19 protein-coding genes, 1 tRNA gene and 1 pseudogene are annotated in these 22876 nt (G+C 39.6%); 7 read left to right on the forward strand and 14 right to left on the reverse strand.

What is annotated here, in order from left to right; genetic code table 11:
• Nucleotides 1-475: 475 nt before the first annotated feature.
• Nucleotides 476-672: pseudogene (locus tag RWO85_RS10375) on the reverse strand (transposase); the annotation flags it as partial.
• 322 nt (nt 673-994) lie between these two features.
• On the opposite strand from RWO85_RS10375, the gene RWO85_RS03700 reads away from it, so the two are divergent.
• The 7 genes from RWO85_RS03700 to RWO85_RS03730 all read left to right on the forward strand — a co-directional run bounded on the left by RWO85_RS03700 (nt 995) and on the right by RWO85_RS03730 (nt 8265).
• Nucleotides 995-2572 (forward strand): helix-turn-helix domain-containing protein, encoded by a 1578-nt coding sequence (locus tag RWO85_RS03700; protein ID WP_314414090.1) that lies wholly within the window; start codon nt 995-997, stop codon nt 2570-2572.
• Complete coding sequence (locus tag RWO85_RS03705) at nt 2565-3449, forward strand: GSCFA domain-containing protein (protein WP_314414092.1); 885 nt, start codon at nt 2565-2567, stop codon at nt 3447-3449. Before RWO85_RS03700 ends, RWO85_RS03705 begins: the two co-directional genes overlap by 8 nt.
• On the forward strand, nt 3430-4515 hold the full coding sequence (locus RWO85_RS03710; protein WP_314414093.1) for a hypothetical protein: 1086 nt from the start codon (nt 3430-3432) through the stop codon (nt 4513-4515). Before RWO85_RS03705 ends, RWO85_RS03710 begins: the two co-directional genes overlap by 20 nt.
• Nucleotides 4516-4517: 2 nt before the next feature.
• Complete coding sequence (locus RWO85_RS03715; protein ID WP_314414095.1) at nt 4518-5723, forward strand: ATP-grasp domain-containing protein; 1206 nt, start codon at nt 4518-4520, stop codon at nt 5721-5723.
• A complete protein-coding gene (locus RWO85_RS03720) occupies nt 5720-6835 on the forward strand; it encodes a biotin carboxylase (protein WP_314414096.1) in 1116 nt (371 codons plus the stop codon). Before RWO85_RS03715 ends, RWO85_RS03720 begins: the two co-directional genes overlap by 4 nt.
• Nucleotides 6819-7994 (forward strand): MFS transporter, encoded by a 1176-nt coding sequence (locus RWO85_RS03725; protein ID WP_314414098.1) that lies wholly within the window; start codon nt 6819-6821, stop codon nt 7992-7994. Before RWO85_RS03720 ends, RWO85_RS03725 begins: the two co-directional genes overlap by 17 nt.
• 106 nt (nt 7995-8100) lie before the next feature.
• Entirely contained in the window at nt 8101-8265 is a 165-nt protein-coding gene (locus RWO85_RS03730) for a hypothetical protein (protein ID WP_314414100.1), read from the forward strand.
• A gap of 63 nt (nt 8266-8328) precedes the next feature.
• Here RWO85_RS03730 and ftsY read toward each other — a convergent pair whose 3' ends face one another.
• From ftsY to RWO85_RS03795, 13 genes are all read right to left on the reverse strand, one after another.
• Nucleotides 8329-9600, reverse strand: coding sequence for a signal recognition particle-docking protein FtsY (gene ftsY, locus RWO85_RS03735; RefSeq protein ID WP_314414102.1), 1272 nt, complete (start codon nt 9598-9600; stop codon nt 8329-8331).
• A 3-nt stretch (nt 9601-9603) separates the two neighbouring features.
• Nucleotides 9604-10422 carry a Cof-type HAD-IIB family hydrolase gene (locus RWO85_RS03740; protein ID WP_166731422.1) on the reverse strand — a complete coding sequence of 273 codons (819 nt, stop codon included), beginning with the start codon at nt 10420-10422 and terminating at the stop codon, nt 9604-9606.
• Nucleotides 10422-11216 carry an HAD family hydrolase gene (locus RWO85_RS03745; RefSeq protein ID WP_314414104.1) on the reverse strand — a complete coding sequence of 265 codons (795 nt, stop codon included), beginning with the start codon at nt 11214-11216 and terminating at the stop codon, nt 10422-10424. The genes RWO85_RS03740 and RWO85_RS03745 overlap by 1 nt, the downstream gene beginning before the upstream one ends.
• Nucleotides 11213-14752, reverse strand: coding sequence for a chromosome segregation protein SMC (gene smc / locus RWO85_RS03750; protein WP_314414106.1), 3540 nt, complete (start codon nt 14750-14752; stop codon nt 11213-11215). Before smc ends, RWO85_RS03745 begins: the two co-directional genes overlap by 4 nt.
• Nucleotides 14743-15441 (reverse strand): ribonuclease III, encoded by a 699-nt coding sequence (gene rnc / locus RWO85_RS03755; protein WP_000661482.1) that lies wholly within the window; start codon nt 15439-15441, stop codon nt 14743-14745. Before rnc ends, smc begins: the two co-directional genes overlap by 10 nt.
• 184 nt (nt 15442-15625) lie before the next feature.
• A tRNA-Arg gene (locus tag RWO85_RS03760) sits at nt 15626-15697 on the reverse strand.
• Between the two features lie 66 nt (nt 15698-15763).
• Nucleotides 15764-16750 (reverse strand): GMP reductase, encoded by a 987-nt coding sequence (locus tag RWO85_RS03765; protein ID WP_314005477.1) that lies wholly within the window; start codon nt 16748-16750, stop codon nt 15764-15766.
• Nucleotides 16751-16956: 206 nt separating this feature from the next.
• Nucleotides 16957-17736 carry a Sua5/YciO/YrdC/YwlC family protein gene (locus tag RWO85_RS03770; RefSeq protein ID WP_314414108.1) on the reverse strand — a complete coding sequence of 260 codons (780 nt, stop codon included), beginning with the start codon at nt 17734-17736 and terminating at the stop codon, nt 16957-16959.
• A gap of 27 nt (nt 17737-17763) precedes the next feature.
• Nucleotides 17764-18357: a 3-isopropylmalate dehydratase small subunit gene (leuD, locus tag RWO85_RS03775; RefSeq protein ID WP_314414110.1), complete on the reverse strand. Its 594-nt coding sequence runs from the start codon at nt 18355-18357 to the stop codon at nt 17764-17766.
• Nucleotides 18358-18366: 9 nt separating this feature from the next.
• Nucleotides 18367-19749: a 3-isopropylmalate dehydratase large subunit gene (leuC, locus tag RWO85_RS03780; protein WP_314414111.1), complete on the reverse strand. Its 1383-nt coding sequence runs from the start codon at nt 19747-19749 to the stop codon at nt 18367-18369.
• Between the two features lie 3 nt (nt 19750-19752).
• The gene (locus RWO85_RS03785) at nt 19753-20022 is read right to left on the reverse strand and encodes a DUF1294 domain-containing protein (protein WP_314414113.1); all 270 of its coding nucleotides are present in this window, start codon (nt 20020-20022) and stop codon (nt 19753-19755) included.
• Entirely contained in the window at nt 20019-21056 is a 1038-nt protein-coding gene (gene leuB / locus RWO85_RS03790) for a 3-isopropylmalate dehydrogenase (RefSeq protein WP_314414114.1), read from the reverse strand. Before leuB ends, RWO85_RS03785 begins: the two co-directional genes overlap by 4 nt.
• Nucleotides 21057-21067: 11 nt before the next feature.
• On the reverse strand, nt 21068-22630 hold the full coding sequence (locus RWO85_RS03795; protein ID WP_314414116.1) for a 2-isopropylmalate synthase: 1563 nt from the start codon (nt 22628-22630) through the stop codon (nt 21068-21070).
• Between the last annotated feature and the right edge of the window lie 246 nt (nt 22631-22876).

Consider the following 22876-nt stretch of genomic DNA (forward strand, 5'->3'; position numbering starts at 1 on the left):
GCCAAATGGACTTGGCAACCAGATATCGCCTATCGTCAAGATGGTCGTTTAGAATCATGACCACCCGTCAAATAGGTGGCTTGCACTAGGGCTATAAGCCCAAATCACCAGCCAGCGCCTAAAGACGCTGGCTTTCACGTTGTTCAAGCCTTATTGCTCTTGACTCGTCACTTGCCTCTTAATACTCAATGAAAATCAAAGAGCAAACTAGGAAACTAGCCGCAGGTTGCTCAAAACACTGTTTTGAGGTTGTAGATAAGACTGACGAAGTCAGTCACATATATACGGCAAGGCAACATTGACGTGGTTTGTAGAGATTTTCGAAGAGTATAAAGAGGCTTTAGTATTACTTACCACCATCCCTAAAGGGAGCCTCATATTCTTTTACACTTAATTTATCTAGTGCTATATCATGCTTTACTCGTTCTCAAATTTTCATACTCGTGAAGAAATCATCCACTGGATAATTTCTTTAATCTTGAATATATTTCTTAATTGTAGCTTCATTAAGACCTACTGTATTCACATAATAACCTTCCGCCCAAAAATGCCGATTCCCAAACTGCTTCGATATTGATTATAAATGACTTTTCGTCTATACTTAGGGGTGAACACAATGTGATATTTACACATCCACTTTGTGTGTGATAAACTATGTGCCTTTTGTGCCATATTTTTCTCCTTTCGCTTTACAATTGGCTTGAACACCTTTATTGTATCGCGTTTGGAGTTTTTTGGGTATAACCTTCGACGCGCACCCGCATAGCGGGTGTTTTTTTGTCTCGCACCTAGCGGAGCGAGACGGACTAATAGTCACATAAATAAAAACGGGAGAACTGACGCATCAGTCCCTCCTAGACATAAACAAGTGTGCCCGTTTACTGAAGATATTAGATCATCATGCTACGCAACAAATTGTTGCCTGAAAATTCTTGAAATTTATTTTGATGCGAGTATAATAAGAATTAAATTAACATAAGGGAGGCATACGCCTATGATTGGTAACTTTCTAAAGCAACGTAGATTAGCAATGGGCTTTACTCAAGAATTTGTAGCAAACCAATTAAAACTAAGCCGACAGGCTATCTCAAACTGGGAAAATGGCTCTCGTGATATCAATGTTAAAGACTTAATAGCTTATGCAAAACTACTAGAAATATCCTTCGAAGATTTAGAAGTTAGTTTAAATCAACCAAGTGCTTTAACTAAAGAAAGCATATCTAAAATATCAGATGGCGTTGTACCCAAGCATTTTAATTTAAAATTACAAAGACAAGAGCAGACTGAAGCTACCAGCACTCAAAACCTTCACGTCAAAATCGAAGGAGATAAAGTTATCGGCGTTCATATTCTATTATCTTGCTTATTTTTGAATAAAAACAAGTTAATAATTAGAAACTGCCCTACTGCCTTTGATTTTCTAAATATACTCTATGAATTTGGAAAGAATGAGTGGTCTGATTCTTTCACCTATGAAGATACTATCGAGGTTAGCTCTAAAAGGATGCCTACAGATATTACATCTCTCAATAAAATTAGTAGAGCTAGCATTGGTACTATAACAGCTTTGACTTATCGCTATCACCATCTTTTATTTGCATTCCCTGGAGGAGATGACTTTTGCTTTAGACCTATTGACTTACACCTTGACATTCTCTCCACCGTAGCGAGCTACACCTATAACGAAGAGAATAAAATCTTTTATTCTAAGAAAAATGACTTACTAAATAAAAATATCACCTTGAATTGTTACGCTGATGGGAGTAAAAGTGTTGGTGCTTTCTTCAATGCTATTAGTTTGGCATATGTTTATCCAAATGAAATTAGAATCAACGGACTTTCACCAGACCCTACTGTGTCCTATCTCATTACATTACTAGAGTCTTCAACTAATCGTACAGTGCAATATCTAACATCTGATAAAATTGTCATTTCCAAAGTGGATTCTATTGAAATTAAAGATGCAGAAATCACATTACCTCCCGATATGTCTATGCTTGTATCCTATGTCTTGCTATTCTGGGATGAGTTAGAAAATATCATTTTTGACAATGTATTTATCAGAGATATTCCTCAAAGTTACATTGACCTTTTTACAAAATTAGGACTAAATATCATTGAAGACAAACACACAATTCAGTTCAAAAAAGCATCTCAAATAGAGTCCGAGTACTTTGAATTTTTACGTTTAGGTGCTGCACCATTTATTACAAGTGATTTAGGTCCTATTCTATCAGAATTTTTAGCCTTTCACAATATATCATCCATCCTATTTGATGAAGTATTTATTCAAAGAATCAATCATATTGCAGAATTACACAAATTGGGAATTAGAATAAAAGTTTTGAGTAACGGTGCATTAAAAACACAAGACAAACTATCAGATATTGACACAAATTTAAAAATGTATCATTTAAATGATACATGTGCAGGTATGGCTATCTTGATGGGAATCATTCAAGTTCATCTTGATAAAGCGATGCTATCAAATTTTGACACTGTTCTTCACGGATTCGGAAACATACAAAAGGTATTAAGTTCATTAGGATATAAAGGAGAGATTTATGGATAACCTACACTTTTACTCATCAAAGAAATCTACGAAATTTCTGACATATCTTCCCAAGACAACTTGTTTCTTAGGTGCATGCACTGCTCAAAATCTAGCCCTTGGAATTGACTATTTTTCCAACAGTCAAATTAAAACTTTTTCTCCTTATGATACCGTTTTTAATGCACCATCCTTACTAAAGGATTTAGAAATCATTGCATTTGAATTGAATCATCATATCTCGATAGATACAAAACAAAAAGTATTCTATGATGAAATTCGTTTTTGGAATAAGTCGGAAAGTTACGAAGTTGTTCTACATCAAAATTTAAATATTGACAATTATGTCAAAACAGCAATAACTGAATCAGATTTACTAATCGTTTCTCTCGGATCCGTTGAAATGTGGTCTAAGTCTAAACACGTAATGAACAGACTTCCAAAAAATCAGTTTTTCAACCCAGAGATTAAAAATGTTTATCTATCCTCCGACGATATTCTTAACTTTTCTAAGGAAATTATGCGAATCGTGCACCTTATCAATCCTGACATTAAGATTCAATTTTCAATCCCCTATGTACTTCTTAAAGTTTCTGAAAAATTTCAAAATCTTCATCTAGCTACAACTGAAAATTATCGGATTATCAAAGATGCTATTATGGAATTAGGGGACGACTATTACTTTCCTGAATATGAACTATTCAAATACTATGTCGAAAAAAATAATCATCCTTTCCAAGAAGATGGAAGACATCCCTCTGTCAAGCTAATTGCAGATATATCTAAACACATTGTAAAAGAAATTAACAAGGATTATCTATTAGATACACCCAACAAACCATTTGCAATCAACAAAGTCGATAGCCGAGGTAAAATAAATGGTAAAGAATACTTATAGTGACGATTTACAACGTATCTTTAAAGCTCAGACTCTCCCATCATCGCCTTTGATAAGAGAAGAAAAGAACTTATTTACTTTTTCACCCATTCAAGATGAGCTAGAGTATTTTAAAGAAAAGAAAGATGGTTTATATGTAAAAGAACAAGTTTGTTTCCGAAATGTCTACCCTGCTAACTTAGTAAACCCTATCTCTACCCCATGCCAAACTTTAATTAGTTTATTTTCCTTCCGTGAAGAGAAATATGGACAAATTATTGAAACCTTTATCACAAAATTTTTAAATAAATGGATTCCTTTCGATAACATTTATATTATATGTCCAAAAATGACTGATATCCTTGGTCAACTGTACAATGTTACTAATCACATTATCGAAATTGATAAAAATCGACTTCAGTGTCATGTTCCTTTATCAGGGAATCATTACTACATTAAAATTTGTAGCAAGTACCACGATGGTTTGGTAACATTAGCAAATTTTGTTCTAATCAATTTTCAAGGAGGATTTCAGTCTCAATTAGACAGTGTCTTCTTTCCTTTACGATTAGATATGATTCGTGAACAGGCTAAGTCTATTTACGAGTCACAAACTTTTCTGGCTACCTACAATAGGTTATATAGACTGTCTAATAGCCATGAACTAGCACATTTTTTCATCAGTCAACTAGAAGCATTAAACTTTTTATTCCCAGAAATTGGAAAATTTGGCAATCATAGACACAGCTATGCCCTAAAAAAGGTAGCTAGGGAAATTTTTTTAGAGTGTGATATTCACAACATCTCAGTAGAACTTATTTTTAATGAGTTCCCATCGGTTAAAATCGAATTATTAAAACAATACAAGGAATACTCTCGAAATATCAATAAAGCGTTAAAGAAAGTCAAAAAGAATAGGGATACAATGGGGGCAGACTATGCCTATCAAACATTAGGGATCCCTTATAAACTCTACAAAAGTCAGATTGATCCCACTTACAAACTACCTGAATTGCCGAGCAACTTTGCTTATTATAGAGATTCGCATAAAAACCTCTATCAAAATCCAATAGAAAGTTATAAATAATCATGGCAAAATTACTTATCTTACACCCCTATCGTGAAACTTACACCGATATTTACTCTTGTCTTTCCAAAAATCATCACTATACACTCCTGATTGATGATAGCAAAGTAGAATCATTTGAAACGAATAAACCAACCAATGTCACTCTAGTTACTACCCAACATTATCCTGAAAAGAGAAAAGAAACCTCACAAGGAATCCTACAACAATCTCATTTCGATGCGATTGTTGCTTTAGATGAGTTTGATATGGTATTGGCTGCAGAATTACGAGAACAATTTCATATTAATGGCCAATCAATCAGTCAAGCTAAAACTTTCCGTGATAAGAGTAAAATGACACAGAAAGTTAATGAACTAGGTTTTAAAATCCCCCATTCCCGTAAAATCTCATCTTATGAGGAATTGAAAAACTTTTTCAAAGAACATGAAGATATTATTCTAAAACCTTTGGATGGAGCTGGTTCTGTTGATACTTTCCACTTAAAAAGTGATAACGACTTAACTCCTTTTGATTCCGATAACTTTTGGGGAGATAAGACTGTCCTTGTTCAAGAATACATCTATGCAGATGTCTATCACATAGATGGCTTTGTTTATCAGGGGAACATCATCTACTGTGAACCTTCCCAATATATCTACAATCCCTTGCTCATTAAAAAAGGTATCTCAGCTGCAGCGGTTTCCTTAGACCATACTTCAGAACAGTTCAATAAGCTTGTTGACTATGCTTCTACACTAAGCCATGGACTTTATCCCAATGGAACATTTCTTTTTCACTTAGAGGTGTTTTTCGATGGACACGAAATCATTTTTTTAGAGATTGCTTCACGCATTGGTGGTGCACGGATTCGTCAAAATCTACAATATAAACTGACCTACAATCCACTTGAGCTTCTCTTGACAGCCATCTGTAATGACACCTTACCCATACTTCCAACCGTATTTCCAGTTACTGGCTGGCTTCTAACTGCCAAAAAGGAAGGAGTCATCCAACAACTCCCAGAACTAACGGAAACGATAAAAGAACAGTACTCTATCTTTGACTATATTACTTACACGCAAGTTGGTAAACAGTTGCATTCTGCTTTTCACAGTGCAGATGCTGTTGTCGGTTTTTCTTGTCATGGTTTAACATTCCGAGAAACAAAAAACAATCTTTTAGGAGCTGAGACTTGGGTGTTAGAAAACACGAGGTATAAGAAATGAAATATTTTATTTATCGCTTTTCTCCTGCAAGTATTGGTATTAAAGCAAAAGAAAATTTAGGTATTATCTGTCCTAGCAGACAAGAAAAAAATTATCTTTCAGTTGGATTTTTAAAGAACCAAATTTTTTGTATAGATGATTTTAGTCAAATTAATCTACTCCTTTTTTTCAAAGATATACAGAATATAGAGGATATTTTCACACTAGATGAAGGACTCATGCATATTGTCGGTATCTTAAAATCGCTTTTCACCTCCGATAAAGAGGCGTGGAAAATCGCTTATACTTATAAAGACAAGAAAATCATGCGCACTCAGCTGAGTGAACAAATCAGTCAGCCTCAACTATTGAACCCAAATGATAGTCTTCCTAATACCTTTCTGATTAAACCTAGATGTGAAGCTTCTGGCAAAGATATTCATATTATCTCTCAAATACCAGAGTATTATACAGCTGAGAATTTTCTTTTAGAAAGTCAGGAACAATTTGATACCATGTTTACTTGTGATGGTATAGCTATTAATGGAAAAATCCAATACTTTTTTACACATGAATATATAGGAAATATCCTAGATATTAAAACAACCTTCATCAATATCGTCCGTACAAACTCTCACTATAATAATCCCCTCTTCATTCAACGATTAAAAATTGAGACCCAAAAAGTATTGGACAGTTTAGGAACTGAGAAAATCCATCCTTTCCATGCAGAGTTCTTTTATAACTCCACTACAGATGAGATAAGCTTTTGTGAAATTGGAAAGCGGTTTGGAGGAGGAAATATTCCTTTGCTTATCAAATGTGCCTTTCAAATTGATATCCTAGATACTTACTGGAACCTTATAAATAGTGTTTCTATACCAGCAGAGATTCCAACATCGCCCAGTAAAATTGCACTGACTTTAGCTATTTTTCAGAATGGTCATCATCAAGCTCCTCCAAAGCTCCCTATCCCTATCGAATTTTTTAGAGAATATCCTGAAAAGATAAACTGTCCTGCTCATTCACTAGATGATTTACGCTATCTCATCACTACTAGTGTAAAGAATGAGAAGGAATTTACACTCATAAACGAGCTACTTGAGGAATATAAGTATGAACAAAGAGAATAAAAATATCCTACTACTGATTATCAGGGGACAAACAACAAACTTGGGTAATATTATTTTTGATTATGCCAATAAACTATTAATCGCAAATCTTACCGTTCAATCCTCATTCTTTATGATGCTTTATCAGTCTAGCGAATCCATTGTTCGCTTACTATTTAATCTATTTGCAGGATATGTTGCTGATTTTAGCGATAGAAAACGTATGCTCATTCTAACAGATGTGATTGCTGCAATTGCAACTTTCTTACTATTTTTATTTTATAATCCGCAAAATATCTGGATATTGGTTGTTGTCAATATATTACTGGCTATTTTATTTAGTTTTAACGGCCCAGCTTATAAGGCTATTATAAAAGATCTTCTTTCCAGCGATGGAATCTTTACCTATAACTCTATTTCTAAAATAGTGGCTGAGATTGTTGGAGTTGGAGCACCGCTAGCTTCCGTCTTTGTTATCCATCAATTTGGATTTAGATATGGTATGCTGATTAACTCTTTCTCTTTTATTATTTCAGCTTTGTGTGAATATCGTTTTCACATTTTACATCACCATAATACTATCCAATCAAAATTTTTTACTGGATTAAAAGAAGGATTTACCTACCTCTATGAAGACAAAACACTCCTAACCATTTTAATTTCTTCCGCTTTTCTAAACTTCTTAGATGCGATCTATTCCTTCTATCTTCCATTCACAGCAACGTTTTCTCAATTTCATCAAATTTTTGCCTATATTCTCGTTTCTCAATCTATCGGAAGTATCTTAGGAGCTCTTATCATCAGTCTAAACAAGAAAAAAATTGAACCGAGATACTTTCTTCATTTCTTATTGCCAGGTGCAGTCTCCTTAATACTTATTAATCTTTTTCAGTCCTCGCAAATTATCTTATTGATTCTATTTGCTCTGTTCTCTACAACTGTTTCAATGTTCAATGTGAATTTAATGTCACATCTCCAAGTTTCTATAGATTCCAATTTCTTAGGACGCATTTTTAGCATCATATTCACTATCAGTGGTATCTTTGCTCCTTTCGGAACTATGTTTGCATCATGGATTGATTTTAAAAATTGGCAAATATTTCAATATATAGGTATTGTTCAACTGCTGATTTATATAATCAGTTTACTAGCACTTAATAAGAGTTCCCAAAAAAGTTAAATCATCCAGCTACACAGTACAAAATTAGGAAGATTATTCAATTCAAAATTGAAAATCTTTTTGAAATAAGCTATAATAAATTTAAGTAGTGATAGGAGATAGGATAGTGCCTACAATCAGTTTAACGCGTGATATAAAGCTAACAAACGAAGATGCTTTAAAGATTTTCAACCATCAATCATCTGAAAAATTACAAGAAATATTGAAATCTATTGAATCACAAGATGCCTCCACTCTAACGGAAAATAAATTCATTTCAAAATATTTATAACTCATCACTCTTACAATAAAAAATATCCTGCAAGTTTGTAGCTTGCAGGATTTTTGCTTCTGATTAGATTAAGCCTTCCAAGAGACCCTTCATAAAGTTTTCTGAGTTAAACTCTCCAATATCATCGATTTTTTCACCAAAACCAATCAATTTTACAGGAATATTGAGTTCTTCACGGATGGCTAGAACAACACCACCTCGAGCAGTTCCATCAATCTTAGTCAAGACAATTCCTGTTAAAGGGGTGATTTTTGAAAATTCTTTGGCCTGCACAAGAGCATTTTGACCTGTTGATGCATCCAGAGCCAAGAAAGTTTCATGCGGCGCTTCTGGTACAACACGTTTGATAATACGACCAATCTTTTCCAATTCTGCCATTAAGTTTTCTTTGTTTTGCAAACGACCAGCAGTATCAATCATGAGAATATCGATACCTTCAGACACGGCACGTTCCATTCCATCAAAGACCACACTGGCTGGGTCAGCTTTTTCAGGTCCAGTCACAACAGGAACATCAACACGACGGCCCCATTCAGCTAGCTGGGCTACCGCCCCTGCACGGAAGGTATCTGCCGCAACTAACATGACCTTCTTGCCAGCTTGTTTGTAGCGGTGGGCTAGTTTTCCGATAGAGGTTGTTTTCCCAACACCATTCACACCAACAAAGAGCATGACTGTCAATCCATCTTGGAAGTGGATACGTTCATCGTAGTTGCCATCCTTTTCATAAAGCTCAACCAATTTCTCAATGATGACACGACGAAGTGCATCAGGTTTCTTGGCGTTTTCAAGCTTGGCTTCGTAGCGTAACTCCTCTGTTAAGTTAGAAGCCACCTGGACACCAACGTCACTCATAATCAGCAGTTCTTCCAGTTCCTCGAAAAATTCTTCGTCAACAGAACGGAAATTAGCAAAGAAGGCATTCAAGCGAGCACCGAAGCCTGTACGAGTTTTCTTAAGACTGCGGTCATATTTTTCCTGAACAGTTTCTTCTACTTGAGGCCTTTCTGCTTCAAGAACTTCAGAACTATTTTCTTCTACAGTCTCTAGGAGCTCAGTATTCTCTTCCTCTGGCAATTCTTCGACTTCTTCTTGAGAAACTTCTACAACTGACTCTGAATCCAGACTTTCTTCAACTGTGACTTGGATTTTCTCTTCTTCAAACACAGCTACTTCAGAACTTTCAACTTCTGCTTCTTCTTGAGGAACTCCCTCATTTTCTGCAAGAGCAGGCTCAACATCTTCTGATAGATCAAGATTTTCCAGAGCTTCTTTTACAACTTCTTCGATTTTAGGTTCTTCTTTTTTTCCGAATAGACGGTCAAATAATCCCATATCTTAGTTCTCCTTTAGCACATATTCTTCAATAGCCCAGGCGACAGCCTCTTCATCGTTGGTCATTGGCGTCACCACATTTGCGACTGCCTTGACTTCAGGAACAGCGTTTTGCATGGCAACACCAAGCCCTGCCCACTCAATCATAGAAAGGTCATTGGCTTCATCACCACAGGCCATGACTTGGCTTTGATTGATTCCAAGATGGCTGATTAGTTTTGCCAAACCTGTTGCTTTATGAACATTCTTTGGTGACCACTCTAGCAACATTTCACGTGATTTAAAGATTTCATATTGGTCAAACAATTCTGGAGAAATCTTCTGAATGGCTGCATCCAAGGGTTCTTGAGCAAAGGCAGTCACGCACTTATTGTAGGTCATTTGACTAGACAGGTCTTCAAAGTCCACTGGAACAAAGGTCAATGCTGGATTAAATTTGGCATAAAGACTTTCTTGGTCCGATTGGATTTGATAAACAGTTCCTTCTGAGATAGCATCAAGAGGCAGTGATAATTTCTCTGTTTCTTCATACAAGCGTGCCACATCATCATATGAAAAGACTGTCTTATCAAGGATTTCACCTGTATTTTTCTGAACCAAACCACCATTAAAAGTAATGGTATACTCATCTTCGTGGCCGTCAGTCCCTAACTCATGGAGAAAGAAATCCATAGCTTTTAAGGGACGACCAGTTGTCAATACGACCTTGATACCACGATCACGCGCAGCTTTCAAGGTTGCCTTGGTGCGATCCGTCAGCCTTTTATCAGTAGTCAGCAAGGTCCCATCCAAGTCCAATGCAATCAATTTTATATCTGCCATTATAAACCCTCCATATAAGCTATAACCGACTGGTCCTTATGGTGACCAATCACAGTCTCTGCTAATTCTAAAATTTCTGGTCGTGCATTTTCAGGAGCTACAGGATGTCCCACAACCTGCATCATATGCAAGTCATTTAGATTGTCTCCAAAAGCCATAACCTGATCCATTGTGATACCAAGTTTTTTAGCTAATTCAACAATAGCCACTCCCTTATCGACATAGTCCAGAACAATATCAATGGATTCAAAGCCAGTTGTCATAGCCTTAACACCAGGAACATGTTCATTAACCCAAGCTTCACCAGCTTCCAGAGTTTCTTCTGTGAAGTTGGTTGTAAATTTGAAAATATCATCTGTGATATCTTCCAGACTGGCTACTTTTTGGATATTTTCATTATAATGCTGGCTCTCTTTCAAATAGGTTGCATCAACCGTATCTAGCACATAAGAGCCTTTTTTCCCCGTCAAGAGCAGTTTATTGATATCTACATAAGGTGACGTTTTCAGTTTTTCAAAAGTCGCCAAATAAAACTCACGAGACATAGTCGCTTCATACAAATCCTGACCTTGATACTCTACCAAACTACCATTTTCAGCGATAAAAATAATGTCATCACGAACATCAGCAAATAATTTTTCTAGAGATAAAAATCCCCGACCCGAAGCCACCGCAAAGTAAATCCCTTTTTCCTTGTAGGAAACCAAGAGAGACTTGAGGCGGTCCATATCAAAGCGTCCATTCTCATCTAGGAAAGTTCCGTCCATATCCGTTGCTACTAGTTTAATTGTCATCCTTTAATACTTTCTAAATCTTTTAACTTAACCGAAACAATTTTTGAGACACCTGATTCTTGCATGGTCACTCCATAGATAGAATCAGCCGCTGCCATGGTTCCCTTACGGTGGGTCACAACGATAAACTGGCTGTCCTTGTCAAATCGATTGAGGTAATCCCCAAAACGCTTAACATTAGCTTCATCTAGTGCAGCCTCTACCTCATCCAAGATAACAAATGGAATAGTCTTGACACGGATAATGGAGAAGAGCAAGGCAAGAGCCGACAGGGCTTTTTCACCACCACTCATGAGGTTAAGCGACTGGATTTTCTTACCTGGTGGTTGGACAGAAATCTCAACCCCAGCTGTCAGCAAGTCTCCTTCAGTCAAGATCAAATCTGCCTGTCCTCCTCCAAACATCTGCTTGAAGGTCACTTTAAAGGACTCACGAATAGCTTCAAAGGTGGATTTAAAGCGTTCCTTGACCTCATCATTCATCTCTGTGATGGTTTCAAGGAGCAGATTTTTCGCTGACAAAATATCATCTCGCTGACTATTTAGAAAGTCCAGACGGTTGTGCACTTCTTCGTACTGGTCAATAGCTTCCAAGTTGACAGGCCCCAGTGAGCGAATAGCCTTCTCTAAATCCTGCACCTCTTGCTCTGCCAGATTGAGGTTTTCCAATTCATGTGCCTTTTCTAGTGCTTCAGTATAGCTAATCTGATACTGGTCTGTTAATTGACTTTGTAAATAGCGCAAGCGCTCGCTGACCTTCTCTTTCTTAGATTCAGCACGTGTTTGCTTGCGAATCCACTCTTCATTCTGATGGCGGGCCTGGTCCAAATGACTGGAAATATCATCCAGCTGACCTTCAATATCATCTAATTCAAACTGCTTACGAATCAAACCTTGTTGGAGGTTTGTTTTCTGCATTTTGGCTTCTTCGGCCTGTTGACTGAGCAAATCCGTATCAACCTTCTCAAGATTATCAACCTTTTCTTGAAGAAGGCGCTGGATTTCCTCTTGTTCGATATTCAGATTATCCAATTCTTTGCCTAAACGCTCAATATCAGCTACTTCATAACGTTTTTGCCCTTGCAGTTCTGTCTTAAGTAAGCGAGCTTGCGCTAGCTCTTCTTGCAAGTTCTGATAACGTTCTTGGATGGCATTTTTGTTAGACTTAATCTCTTCAATCTCAGCTTCCAGATTTTGCTTTTCATTGGCAATGATAGCAAGGCGTGCTTGGCATTTTTCCTTGTCTGCTTGCCAATCTCCGTCAGAAAGACGATCTAATTCCTCTTCTTGAAGTTTCCAAAGAGTTTCTAGTTCTTCAACTTGCTGACTGGTCTGCTGATAAGCGAGGGCCAAGCCCTGCTCCTGAATACGAACCTGCTCTCCTTGAGATTTGATTTCTTCTAATCTTTCTGTCAATCTAGCCATCTCATCTTGCAAGGTCTTCAAAGACGCTTCTTCTGAACGAAAACTTGCTTCTTCTTCAGCAATTTCTTTTTGTAATTGCTCCAGTTCTGGCTTGATAAAAATGCTGTTATTCTGGCGATTAGCACCACCTGCGTAAGAACCACCTGTGCGCAACTCTGTACCGTCCAAAGTCACCATACGAACCTGATAACGAACTTGTCGAGCAGCTGCACGCGCATGCTCTACAGTATCAAAAATAGCCGTCGTAGCTAGCAAGTTCTTGAAAATAGCTTCCAACCTATTATCGAATGTCACCAAGTCATCTGCCATACCAAGGAAACCTGGACTTGCAGCAATAGCATCTTGATTCTGGCTAGAAATCGTACGCGCCTTGATCGTTGTCAACGGAAGGAAGGTCGCGCGACCAGCTCTGTTGCGCTTTAGGAAATCAATCGCCTTGGTTGCCGCCTCTTCATCTTCTACGATGATGTGCTGGCTACTTGCCCCTAATGCAATTTCTAAGGCAGTTTGATAATGCACATCAAAGGTCAGGTGCTCACTGACTGCACCAATAATCCCACCAATGCGATCTTTTTCTTGGAGAACACTCTTAACACCTGCATAAAAGTTACTGTGATTTCTCAGGATATTTTCTAAACTTTGGGCTCTGGCCTGTTTGTTTTTGAGATTATCCAGACGATCAAAGAGTTGACTTTGTTGAGTTTGATAGGAAGCTCTCTGTTTCTCTTGCTCCTTGGCACAGACTTGATAGTCGGCCAATAATTTTTGTACCTGCTCCTTGGCAGTTTCAAGCTCAGCATTTTGCTGACTAGCCTTCTCTTTAGCTGTAGCCAACTGTTCTTTCAGTTTTTGTAGTTGATCTGCTTGTTTTTGAGAAAGCTGACGACTATTTTCCAACTCATTCTCAATACGAGTCAGTTGGTTTGAGACATCCGCTTCTTCTTGTAAAAGAGCTACAAAGCGTTCACGTAAGAGCTCAATCATCTGGTCAGGATTATCTGAAAAAGCAAGTAATTCAGCTTCTAAACGATTGAGTTTTTGATTATTTTGGACTAGATTTTCTTCTAAGAGGGCTAAAGAGCTTTCTTTTTCAGCCTTTTCCTGACTTAGAGCATTTCTCTTATCTTCCAAAGTAGCCAAACGGGCTTGTGCTTCCTGTTGATTCAGGGCTACTTGCTCAGATTCTAATTTCGATAGGGCTAATTTTCTCTCTAAATCACTAATCAGACTGGTCAAATCCATCAAACTGCCTTGGTCTTTGGCCATTTCAGCCTGTAAATCTTGGCGTTGCTTTTTAAGAGTTTGATTTGTCTCTTCTAATTTTTCACGCTTTTGGTAGTAGCTTGTCAAGAGTTCCTGAACCTGAGCCAACTCTTCTTCTGTCGACTCTAGTTCTGCCTTATTTTCCTTGATTTGAGCAACCAGAACGTCTAAATAAATAGCCTTACGTTGTCCTTCCAAGTCTAGAAACTTACGAGCATTTTCAGCTTGCTTCTCAAGAGGCTTGATTTGATTATCCAACTCGTAAATAATATCCTCTAAGCGGTCTAGATTATCCTGAGTTTGCTGCAGTTTGCTCTCAGTTTCTTTTCTGCGAGTCTTGTATTTCAAAACACCTGCAGCTTCTTCGAAAATGGCACGACGTTCCTCAGGCTTGGAATTAAAAATCTCCTCAACCTTCCCTTGGGAAATGATAGAGAAGGAATCTCGTCCCAAACCTGTATCCAAGAAAAGGTCATGAATATCACGCAGACGGACTTTCTTGCCGTCAATCTTGTATTCGCTATCTCCACTACGATAGATATGGCGTTCCACCCTGATTTCTTGGCCTGCATCCTTTATAAATCTGTCATGATTATCCAGAGTCACAACTACAGAAGCATAATTGAGCGGTTTGCGACTTTCAGTTCCAGCAAAGATAACATCCGGCATCTTGCCACCACGGAGACTCTTGACACTAGACTCCCCCAAGGCCCAACGCAGACTTTCTGTAATATTGGACTTTCCAGATCCATTGGGTCCAACAACTGCCGTCACACCTTGGTCAAAGACGACCTTAGTCTTATCAGCAAAAGACTTGAATCCCTGAATTTCGATTTCCTTTAAATACATGAATCCAGCCCTTTCTCAACGGCATTTTTAGCAGCTTCCTGCTCTGCTAGTTTCTTAGAACGACCTTGACCTTGACCAATGCTCTTGCCTTCAACCAGAACTTCTACATCAAAAACCTTATCGTGGGCAGGACCCGTTTCAGAAATCACCTGATAACGAATAGCCACATCCCCATTGACCTGAAGTAACTCTTGGAGATGGGTTTTGTAGTCTGTAATCATTTCAAATTCGCCTGCTTCAACCTTAGGAATCATGACTTGATAGATAAATTCCTTGACCTTGGTCACATCCTTGTCCAAAAGGAGGGCTCCAAGAAAGGCTTCAAAGGCATCACCAAGAATGGTATCACGATTGCGACCCCCAGATTTTTCTTCCCCCTTACCTAGCTTGATAAACTGATCAAACTGGCAATCACGCGCAAAACCAGCCAAACTCTCCTCACGGACAATCATGGCACGGAGTTTAGACAGGTCACCCTCAGGCTTTTTAGGATACTTTTTATACAGATATTCTGAAATCAATAACTGTAGAACAGCGTCTCCTAAAAATTCCAAGCGCTCATTGTGTGAAATTTTTAAGAGGCGGTGCTCATTGGCATAACTCGTATGAGTAAAGGCAGTCTCCAGTAACTTTTTGTCTGCAAATTCGATTGCGAAATGGTTCTTTAGTACAGTTTGTAATTCTTTCATACCAACCTCTTTCTAACTGATAACAGTCCTTTTTATTATATCAAAAAAAGCCCCCTGAGTCACTTTAAAACGGGACTGGAGGGGATTTGGGCATGCTTTAGAATGATGTTTTCAGTTTTCTGAGCAAATTTGGGGCGGTATAAAGCAAAAAAGCCCTATTAAAGGCTTTCTTAGGATGTTTACATCCACCCTGAGGGAATCGAACCCCCATCTCAAGAACCGGAATCTTACGTGATATCCATTACACTAAGGGTGGAAACTTGTTTTATTATAACAGAAATTTGCTCTAATAACAAGTTTTTTTCTAGTGAGATAGGCCGTCTTAGTGGGAAGCATCCCCATTCCAGATGGAGTTTTTCACGATAACATAATCAACGTGTTTAAGGTCAGCAACCTGACGTCCACCTGCATAAGAAATAGCACTTTGAAGGTCTTGTTCCATCTCAGTCAAAGTATCTTGTAAATGACCTTTTGCAGGAAGCAAAATTCGTTTGCCCTCCACATTTTTGTAAGCACCTTTTTGATATTGTGAAGCTGAACCGTAGTATTCTTTGAACTGTTCACCATCAACTTCAATCGTTTTCCCTGGACTTTCGATGTGTCCTGCAAAGAGGGAACCAATCATAACCATGCTGGCACCGAAACGGATAGACTTGGCAATATCGCCGTGAGTACGAATTCCTCCATCTGCAATGATTGGTTTACGTGCAGCCTTGGCACACCAACGGAGAGCAGCCAACTGCCAACCACCTGTACCAAAACCAGTCTTGACCTTGGTGATACAAACCTTACCAGGACCGATTCCGACCTTAGTAGCATCCGCACCAGCATTTTCCAATTCACGCACGGCTTCTGGTGTTCCCACATTTCCAGCAATTACAAAGGTATCTGGCAATTCTTTCTTAATGTGTTGAATCATAGAAATCACGCTATCCGCATGACCATGGGCAATATCAATCGTGATGTACTCAGGAGCATCAGCCTTGAGCTGGCTAACAAAATCATACTCATAGTCTTTAACACCGACAGATATAGAAGCAATGAGTCCTTGATCGTGCATTCGTTTAATAAAAGGAATGCGTCCTGCCTCATCAAAACGGTGCATGATGTAAAAGTAGCCCCCTTTAGCCAGTTGCTCTGCTACATTTTCATCCAAAATCGTCTGCATATTAGCTGGCACAACAGGTAACTTAAAAGTATGATTTCCTAGTGTCACTCTTGTATCTGCTTCTGCACGACTTTTAATGACACATTTATTTGGGATCAACTGGATATCTTCGTAATCAAAAATTGGAAATTCATTTAACATATCGATGTCTCGTTTCTTTTATAATGACCTACCTATGCTTGCGCATCTCTACGTCTTTTCCGACGTTTCCTTAATTAATTATAAATCAAAGTACAGTTTTTGTCAAATTATTTTATAAGTAAAAATATTTTGTTCGGATTTTGCCGCAATTGTATAAACAACAAAAGAAAGAGGAGAGATTATTTTCTCCCCACTTCTTCTACATCCTAATAATACTCACCCTGACGGTAGTCCCATGAGTTAAAAGTATCTGACAGGTGCATCATAATCTTATCAATGTCAAGCCCTTTGCGGATTACAACTGGAGCTGGTGAAGTTGAGCGTGCTCCTCCTTGTTCTGGGATGAGTTTGCCGTCTTTATCGACCATAGACACCATCACACCTTGCTCGTAGCGTGTTTCAATCGTTTTGTCAGGCTGGATAGATGCCACGTAGTCGTCTGCCTCGATAACAAGGTCCACTGCGTCTTCGATGCGTTCTCCGATACCTTCTACCTTACCACGGTTTCCTTTTCCAGACGGGTTAGCTGATGAGGCATAAACCATCTTGCCTTCTTCCCAAAGTTTGGCAGCCAATTGTTCACCAGCTTTCCCAAATTTGATAACAAAACAGCTAGTACCACGCACGTCAGTCATCAGTTCTTCACGGCCATCACCGTATGCTTTGAGTTTTTCAAAAGCTTCTGGTTTCCAAGGAAGGATACAACCAAGAAGAATATCTTCGTCCCAATGTTTTTGGTAGAAGGCTTCAATTTCTGGGTTAAGTTGTGCTAAAGCGCGAAGCTCATCCATGCTACCGCAGAGAACAACACCTGGTTTGTTACGGTTACGTTCTTTGGCTGCGAACTTACGCTCAAGTCCTGCCTTGTCGCTAGTCATGATAATGTAACCAACTTTAGTAGGGCAAACGATACATCCACCCTCACCTTTTAAAATGTCATAGCCTTCTTGTGAAAGTGTTCCCTTCCATTGAATGTGTTTTGTCATAGTTCTATATTTCCTTTTCTATTTTTTCTAATCCTGCCAGTAGGCTGGTCGTTGTTTTTCATATGCAGCAATCAAATCTTCATACTGCAAAGTAATACCGATATCATCTAAACCATTTAAGAGCTTGTGTTTCCACTCACTATCGATTTCGAAAGTGAATTCTCCGACTGGTGAGATGATTATTTGTTGTTCCAAGTCCACAGTTACCTGATCAGTTGGTTTCAAGTGGGCCAGTTTCTCTCTAACCTCTCTGGGTTGAACAATAGGCAACATACCATTATTGAGTTCATTATTGTAATGAATGTCACCGAAAGATCCTGCAATCACGACCTTAAAACCGTAGTCTGCTAATGCCCAAGCTGCGTGTTCCCTCGAAGAACCTGCCCCAAAGTTATCCCCTGAGATGAGAATACTGGCTTTGCGATATTCAGGTCGGTTAAAGACAAAGTCTGGGTCCTCAGTATAGAGATCATCCAGATAACGCCAAGCATACATGAGGTACTTACCAAAGCCTTTTTTATCAATCAACTTGAGAAACTGCTTGGGTAGAATTTGGTCGGTGTCGATGTTATCATTCATGAGAGGAACGGTCGTTCCTGTATAAACTGTAAATTTCTCCATATCCTCTCCTTACTGGGCTTCTGGCATTTGCCGAACATCTACAAAGCGCCCTGCGATAGCCGCTGCTGCTGCCATGGCTGGACTACAGAGATGGGTCTTAGCACCAAAGCCTTGTCTGTCTTCAAAGTTGCGGTTGCTGGTTGAGGCGCAGTGGACACCATCAGGGACCTTATCAGGATTCATCCCTAGGCACATGGAGCAACCCGGGTCTCTCCACTCAAATCCAGCATCTAGAAAGACCTTGTCCAAGCCCAACCTCTCAGCAGCTCGTTTGACAGGACGAGAGCCTGGGACTACGATAGCCGTTAAGTTGGGAGCAATCTTCTTTCCTTTGACAAATCGCGCAGCCAGTTGCAAGTCGCTGAGACGAGCATTTGTACAAGAGCCGATAAAGATATAACCTAGTTCAATATCCGCTGGCTTTTGACCTGGTTCCAAATCCATATAATTGTAGGCTCGTTCATCATTCATATCCTTAATTTCTGGGAAACTACTGTCAAAGTCAACCCCCATAGCAGGGTTGGTTCCCCAGGTCACCATAGGAGCAAGGTCTGAGACATCCATCTGGATAACCTTATCGTAAACAGCATTATCATCAGTGACAATTGTTTTCCAATCCGCTACAGCCTCTTCAAAGTCCTCTGGAATACACTCACGTCCCTTAAGATAATCATAGGTGGTTTGGTCTGGATTCATGATTCCCATCTTAGATCCAAACTCGATGGACATATTGCAGATGGTCATGCGCTCTTCCATGCTCAGTGCATCAATCGCTTGTCCCCGATATTCCACCACATAGCCAACACCACAGGCAACGCCGTACTTGGCAATCAAGGCTAGAATAAAATCTTTAGAATAAACTCCCTTTTGAGGAACACCAGTGAATTCCACTAACATTTTCTTGGGTTTGACCTGCCAGAGGGTCTGGGTAGCAAAGACATGCTCGACCTCACTAGTCCCAATTCCAAAGGCGATCGCTCCGAAAGCCCCATGGGTTGCTGTATGGCTATCCCCACAGACGATAAATTTCCCTGGTTGGGTTCGTCCTGTTTCTGGACCAACCATATGAACGATTCCTTGTTTTTCAGAACCGTGGGCAGCATGTTCAATCCCAAACTCCTCAACATTTTCAGCTAGCTTATCAATTTGAGCCTTAGAAATTACATCTCGAATATCGTAGATATTGACTGTTGGGACATTGTGGTCAAAGGTTCCAAATGTCAAGTCTGGTCGTCTCAATCTGCGCCCTGCATCTCGTAGTCCTTGAAAAGCCTGAGGGCTGGTCACCTCGTGAATATAGTGCTGGTCCACATACATGAGTTGGGGCTGCCCCTCTTCTCCTGTGATAACATGACGGTCCCATAATTTATCAAAAATCGATTTTCCTGCCATCCATTACCTCCAAATAAAATATAAGGCTACTAGTGTGGTCACCATCCCCAAAAACCAAACTGTTTTAAAGTACCATTTTCGAGTCTTGTGGTGAAAAGTGATTCCTGCTAACCAGCCACCAAAACCACCACAAGTAAAGGCTAAAATAAGTAAGATTTTCTCAGGGATGCGCCAAACTCTTCTCCTAGCCTTGGATTTGTCAATGCCATAAATCAAGAAAACCATGACATTCCAAATCAAAAGGACTAGAGTAATTTTTTCGTCTAACTTCATAACCTTGCAATAATAGCTTCCGTCATTTCCTTTGTTGAAGCCTGTCCTCCTAGATCTCTCGTTAATATACCAGCTGCCAAACTTGCCTCAACAGCACGCTCGATACGCTCTGCATCCTCATAACGTCCAAAGCTGTCTCTCAGCATCATAGCAACAGACAAAATCATAGAAATAGGATTGGCAATTCCTTGACCAGCAATATCAGGTGCTGAACCGTGAATAGGTTCATAGAGACTTGGTCCATTTTCAGAATGACTGGCTGATGGCATAACCCCAAGTGTGCCAGATAGAACGCTTGATTCATCAGATAAGATATCTCCGAAAAGATTCTCCGTCACGATGACATCAAATTTAGCAGGATTGGTAATCATAAGCATAGCAGCTGAGTCCACCAGCTGGTGTTCCAAGGTGACATCTGGGAAATCCTGTGCGACCTCCTCAGCCACTTTTCTCCAGAGTTTTGATGTTGCCAACACATTTTGCTTATCGATGCTGGTAAGGATTTTTCTCCGACTTCTTGCAATTTCAAAGGCTTTACGAATAATTCGCTCCACTTCCTCATAGCTATAATCGTTGATATCACGCGCTTTTCGCTCTTCAAGGATATGATCTCCAAAGTAAATCCCGCCTGTCAACTCACGCACCACGACAAAGTCTACACCAGCAATTCGTTCTGGTTTAAGAGGTGACAAATGCTTGAGACTGTCAAAGATTTTTACAGGGCGAATATTAGCGTAAAGATTGAGTTCCTTACGGAGAGCCAGCAAGCCTTGTTCAGGCCGAACCGCTGCTCTATCATACTGGGGACTACCGATAGCCGCTAGGAGAATGGCATCTGCTTCACGACATACCTTGAGGGTTTCATCAGGTAAGGGATGCCCTGCAGCATCAATACCTGCACCGCCAAAAGGTCGTCTATCAATCTCATAGTCAAAACCTGTTTTTTCAGCTAGAGCTTCCAGAACCTCTAAACCAGCCCCCATGATTTCTGGGCCAATTCCATCCCCTGCTAGAGCTACTATTTTCTTTGTCATAGCCTTCTCCTTTACACACTAGGCATGTCGCGATAGGAAACGCTACGTCCCATCTCACCAGCATTCTCTTTTTGAACAAAGGTATTAGCATTGATGTAGGCAATAGCCGAAGCCTTCAACACATCGAAATCAAGACCTGCTGCGTTAAAGATGGTTTCTGTATCTCTGTTTTCAACAGTGACCAAGACCCGAGCCTGGGCATCAATTCCATCTGTCACAGCATCAATAGTATAGGACACCAAGCGGACGGATTGATTAAAGAACTTGTCGATAGCGTTAAAGATTGCTTCAACGGAACCTTGCCCTGTCGCATTAAATTCGACCTTCTCACCATCCATATTAGCTAGGCTAACGAGCGCTTCGATGTCATTATCCGCATGGGTTTGAAGTTGTAAATCATCAAAGTGGAAGCCTTCTGGATTTTCAACCATGGTTCCAGCTACCAAAGCTCGAATATCTGCATCTGTAATTTCTTGTTTCTTGTCGGCCAGTGCCTTGAACTTAGCGAAGAGTGGTTTGATGTCCTCTTCTGTAAAGTCTAGGGCCAATTCTCTTAGTTTCTCGACAAAGGCATGGCGACCTGACAATTTTCCAAGTGGAAGGCTATTGCTCTTAACACCAACCAATTCAGGGGTGATAATCTCATAAGTAAGAGGATTTTTAAGGACTCCGTCTTGGTGAATACCAGATTCGTGAGAAAAGGCATTACCACCAACCACAGCCTTGTTTTTAGGAACCGGAATACCTGAGAAGCGAGAAACCATTTCTGACGTATTTATTGTTTCATTTAGGACAATACTTGTTTCTGCTTGATAGTAATCTTGGCGAATATTGAGGGCCACTGCAATTTCTTCAAGGGCAGCATTTCCAGCTCGCTCACCAATACCGTTGATGGTTCCTTCAACACGTCCTGCTCCATTCTTGACAGCAGCAAGGCTATTTGCCACTGCCATTCCGAGGTCATCGTGACAGTGAGGCGAATATATAATCTGACGATCTGTCTTAACATTCTCAATCAAGTATTTGAAGATAGCTCCGTACTCTTCTGGCGTGGTAAATCCAACCGTATCAGGGATATTGATATAAGACGCCCCTGCATCAACCGCTGTTTGAACAACTTGCAAGAGGAAATCCAACTCTGTTCTAGTCGCATCCTCTGGAGAGAATTCGACCACTTCAAACTTAGAACGTGCATAAGAGACATGCTCCTTAATAGCTTCCAAAATCTCTTCCTTGCTCTTATTGAGCTTATACTTGCGGTGAATCGGACTGGTAGCGATAAAAACGTGAACCTGTGGATACTTGGCGTCCTTGAGGGCCTCGTAACAAGCATCAATATCAGACCTGACAGAACGGGCCAAACCAGTCACTGCTGTTTTCTTCAAGACCTTAGCAATCTCCTGAACTGCCGTGAATGAATCAGGACTCGCCGCTGGAAAACCAGCCTCGATGGCTGAAATGCCCCATTTCTCCAGTTGCCTTGCAATGGCAATTTTTTCCTTGATTGAGAAGTTAACACCAGGTGTCTGCTCTCCATCCCGAAGGCTGGTATCTAGAAATTCAACTCTTCTCATAAGATTTCCCCTTTTCCAAATGTGGTTTTAAAAAAACATCTCGCTCAGAAACCCAAGCGAGATGTTGATTTACTCCCGCTTGGTAAGCCAAACAGGACTAATGCTTTTTGCACTAGCCCGAGTACCTCAACAACAAAGTAAATTGATTAAACTTAGCTGTTTTCATGTTTGACTTTCTCCTTCGTTTGATATCTTGTTTAGTATTTTAGCATAGGCACAAGCACTTGTCAAGAAAAAATCCAATAT

It is taken from the genome of uncultured Streptococcus sp. (assembly GCF_963521865.1).
Taxonomy (GTDB): domain Bacteria; phylum Bacillota; class Bacilli; order Lactobacillales; family Streptococcaceae; genus Streptococcus.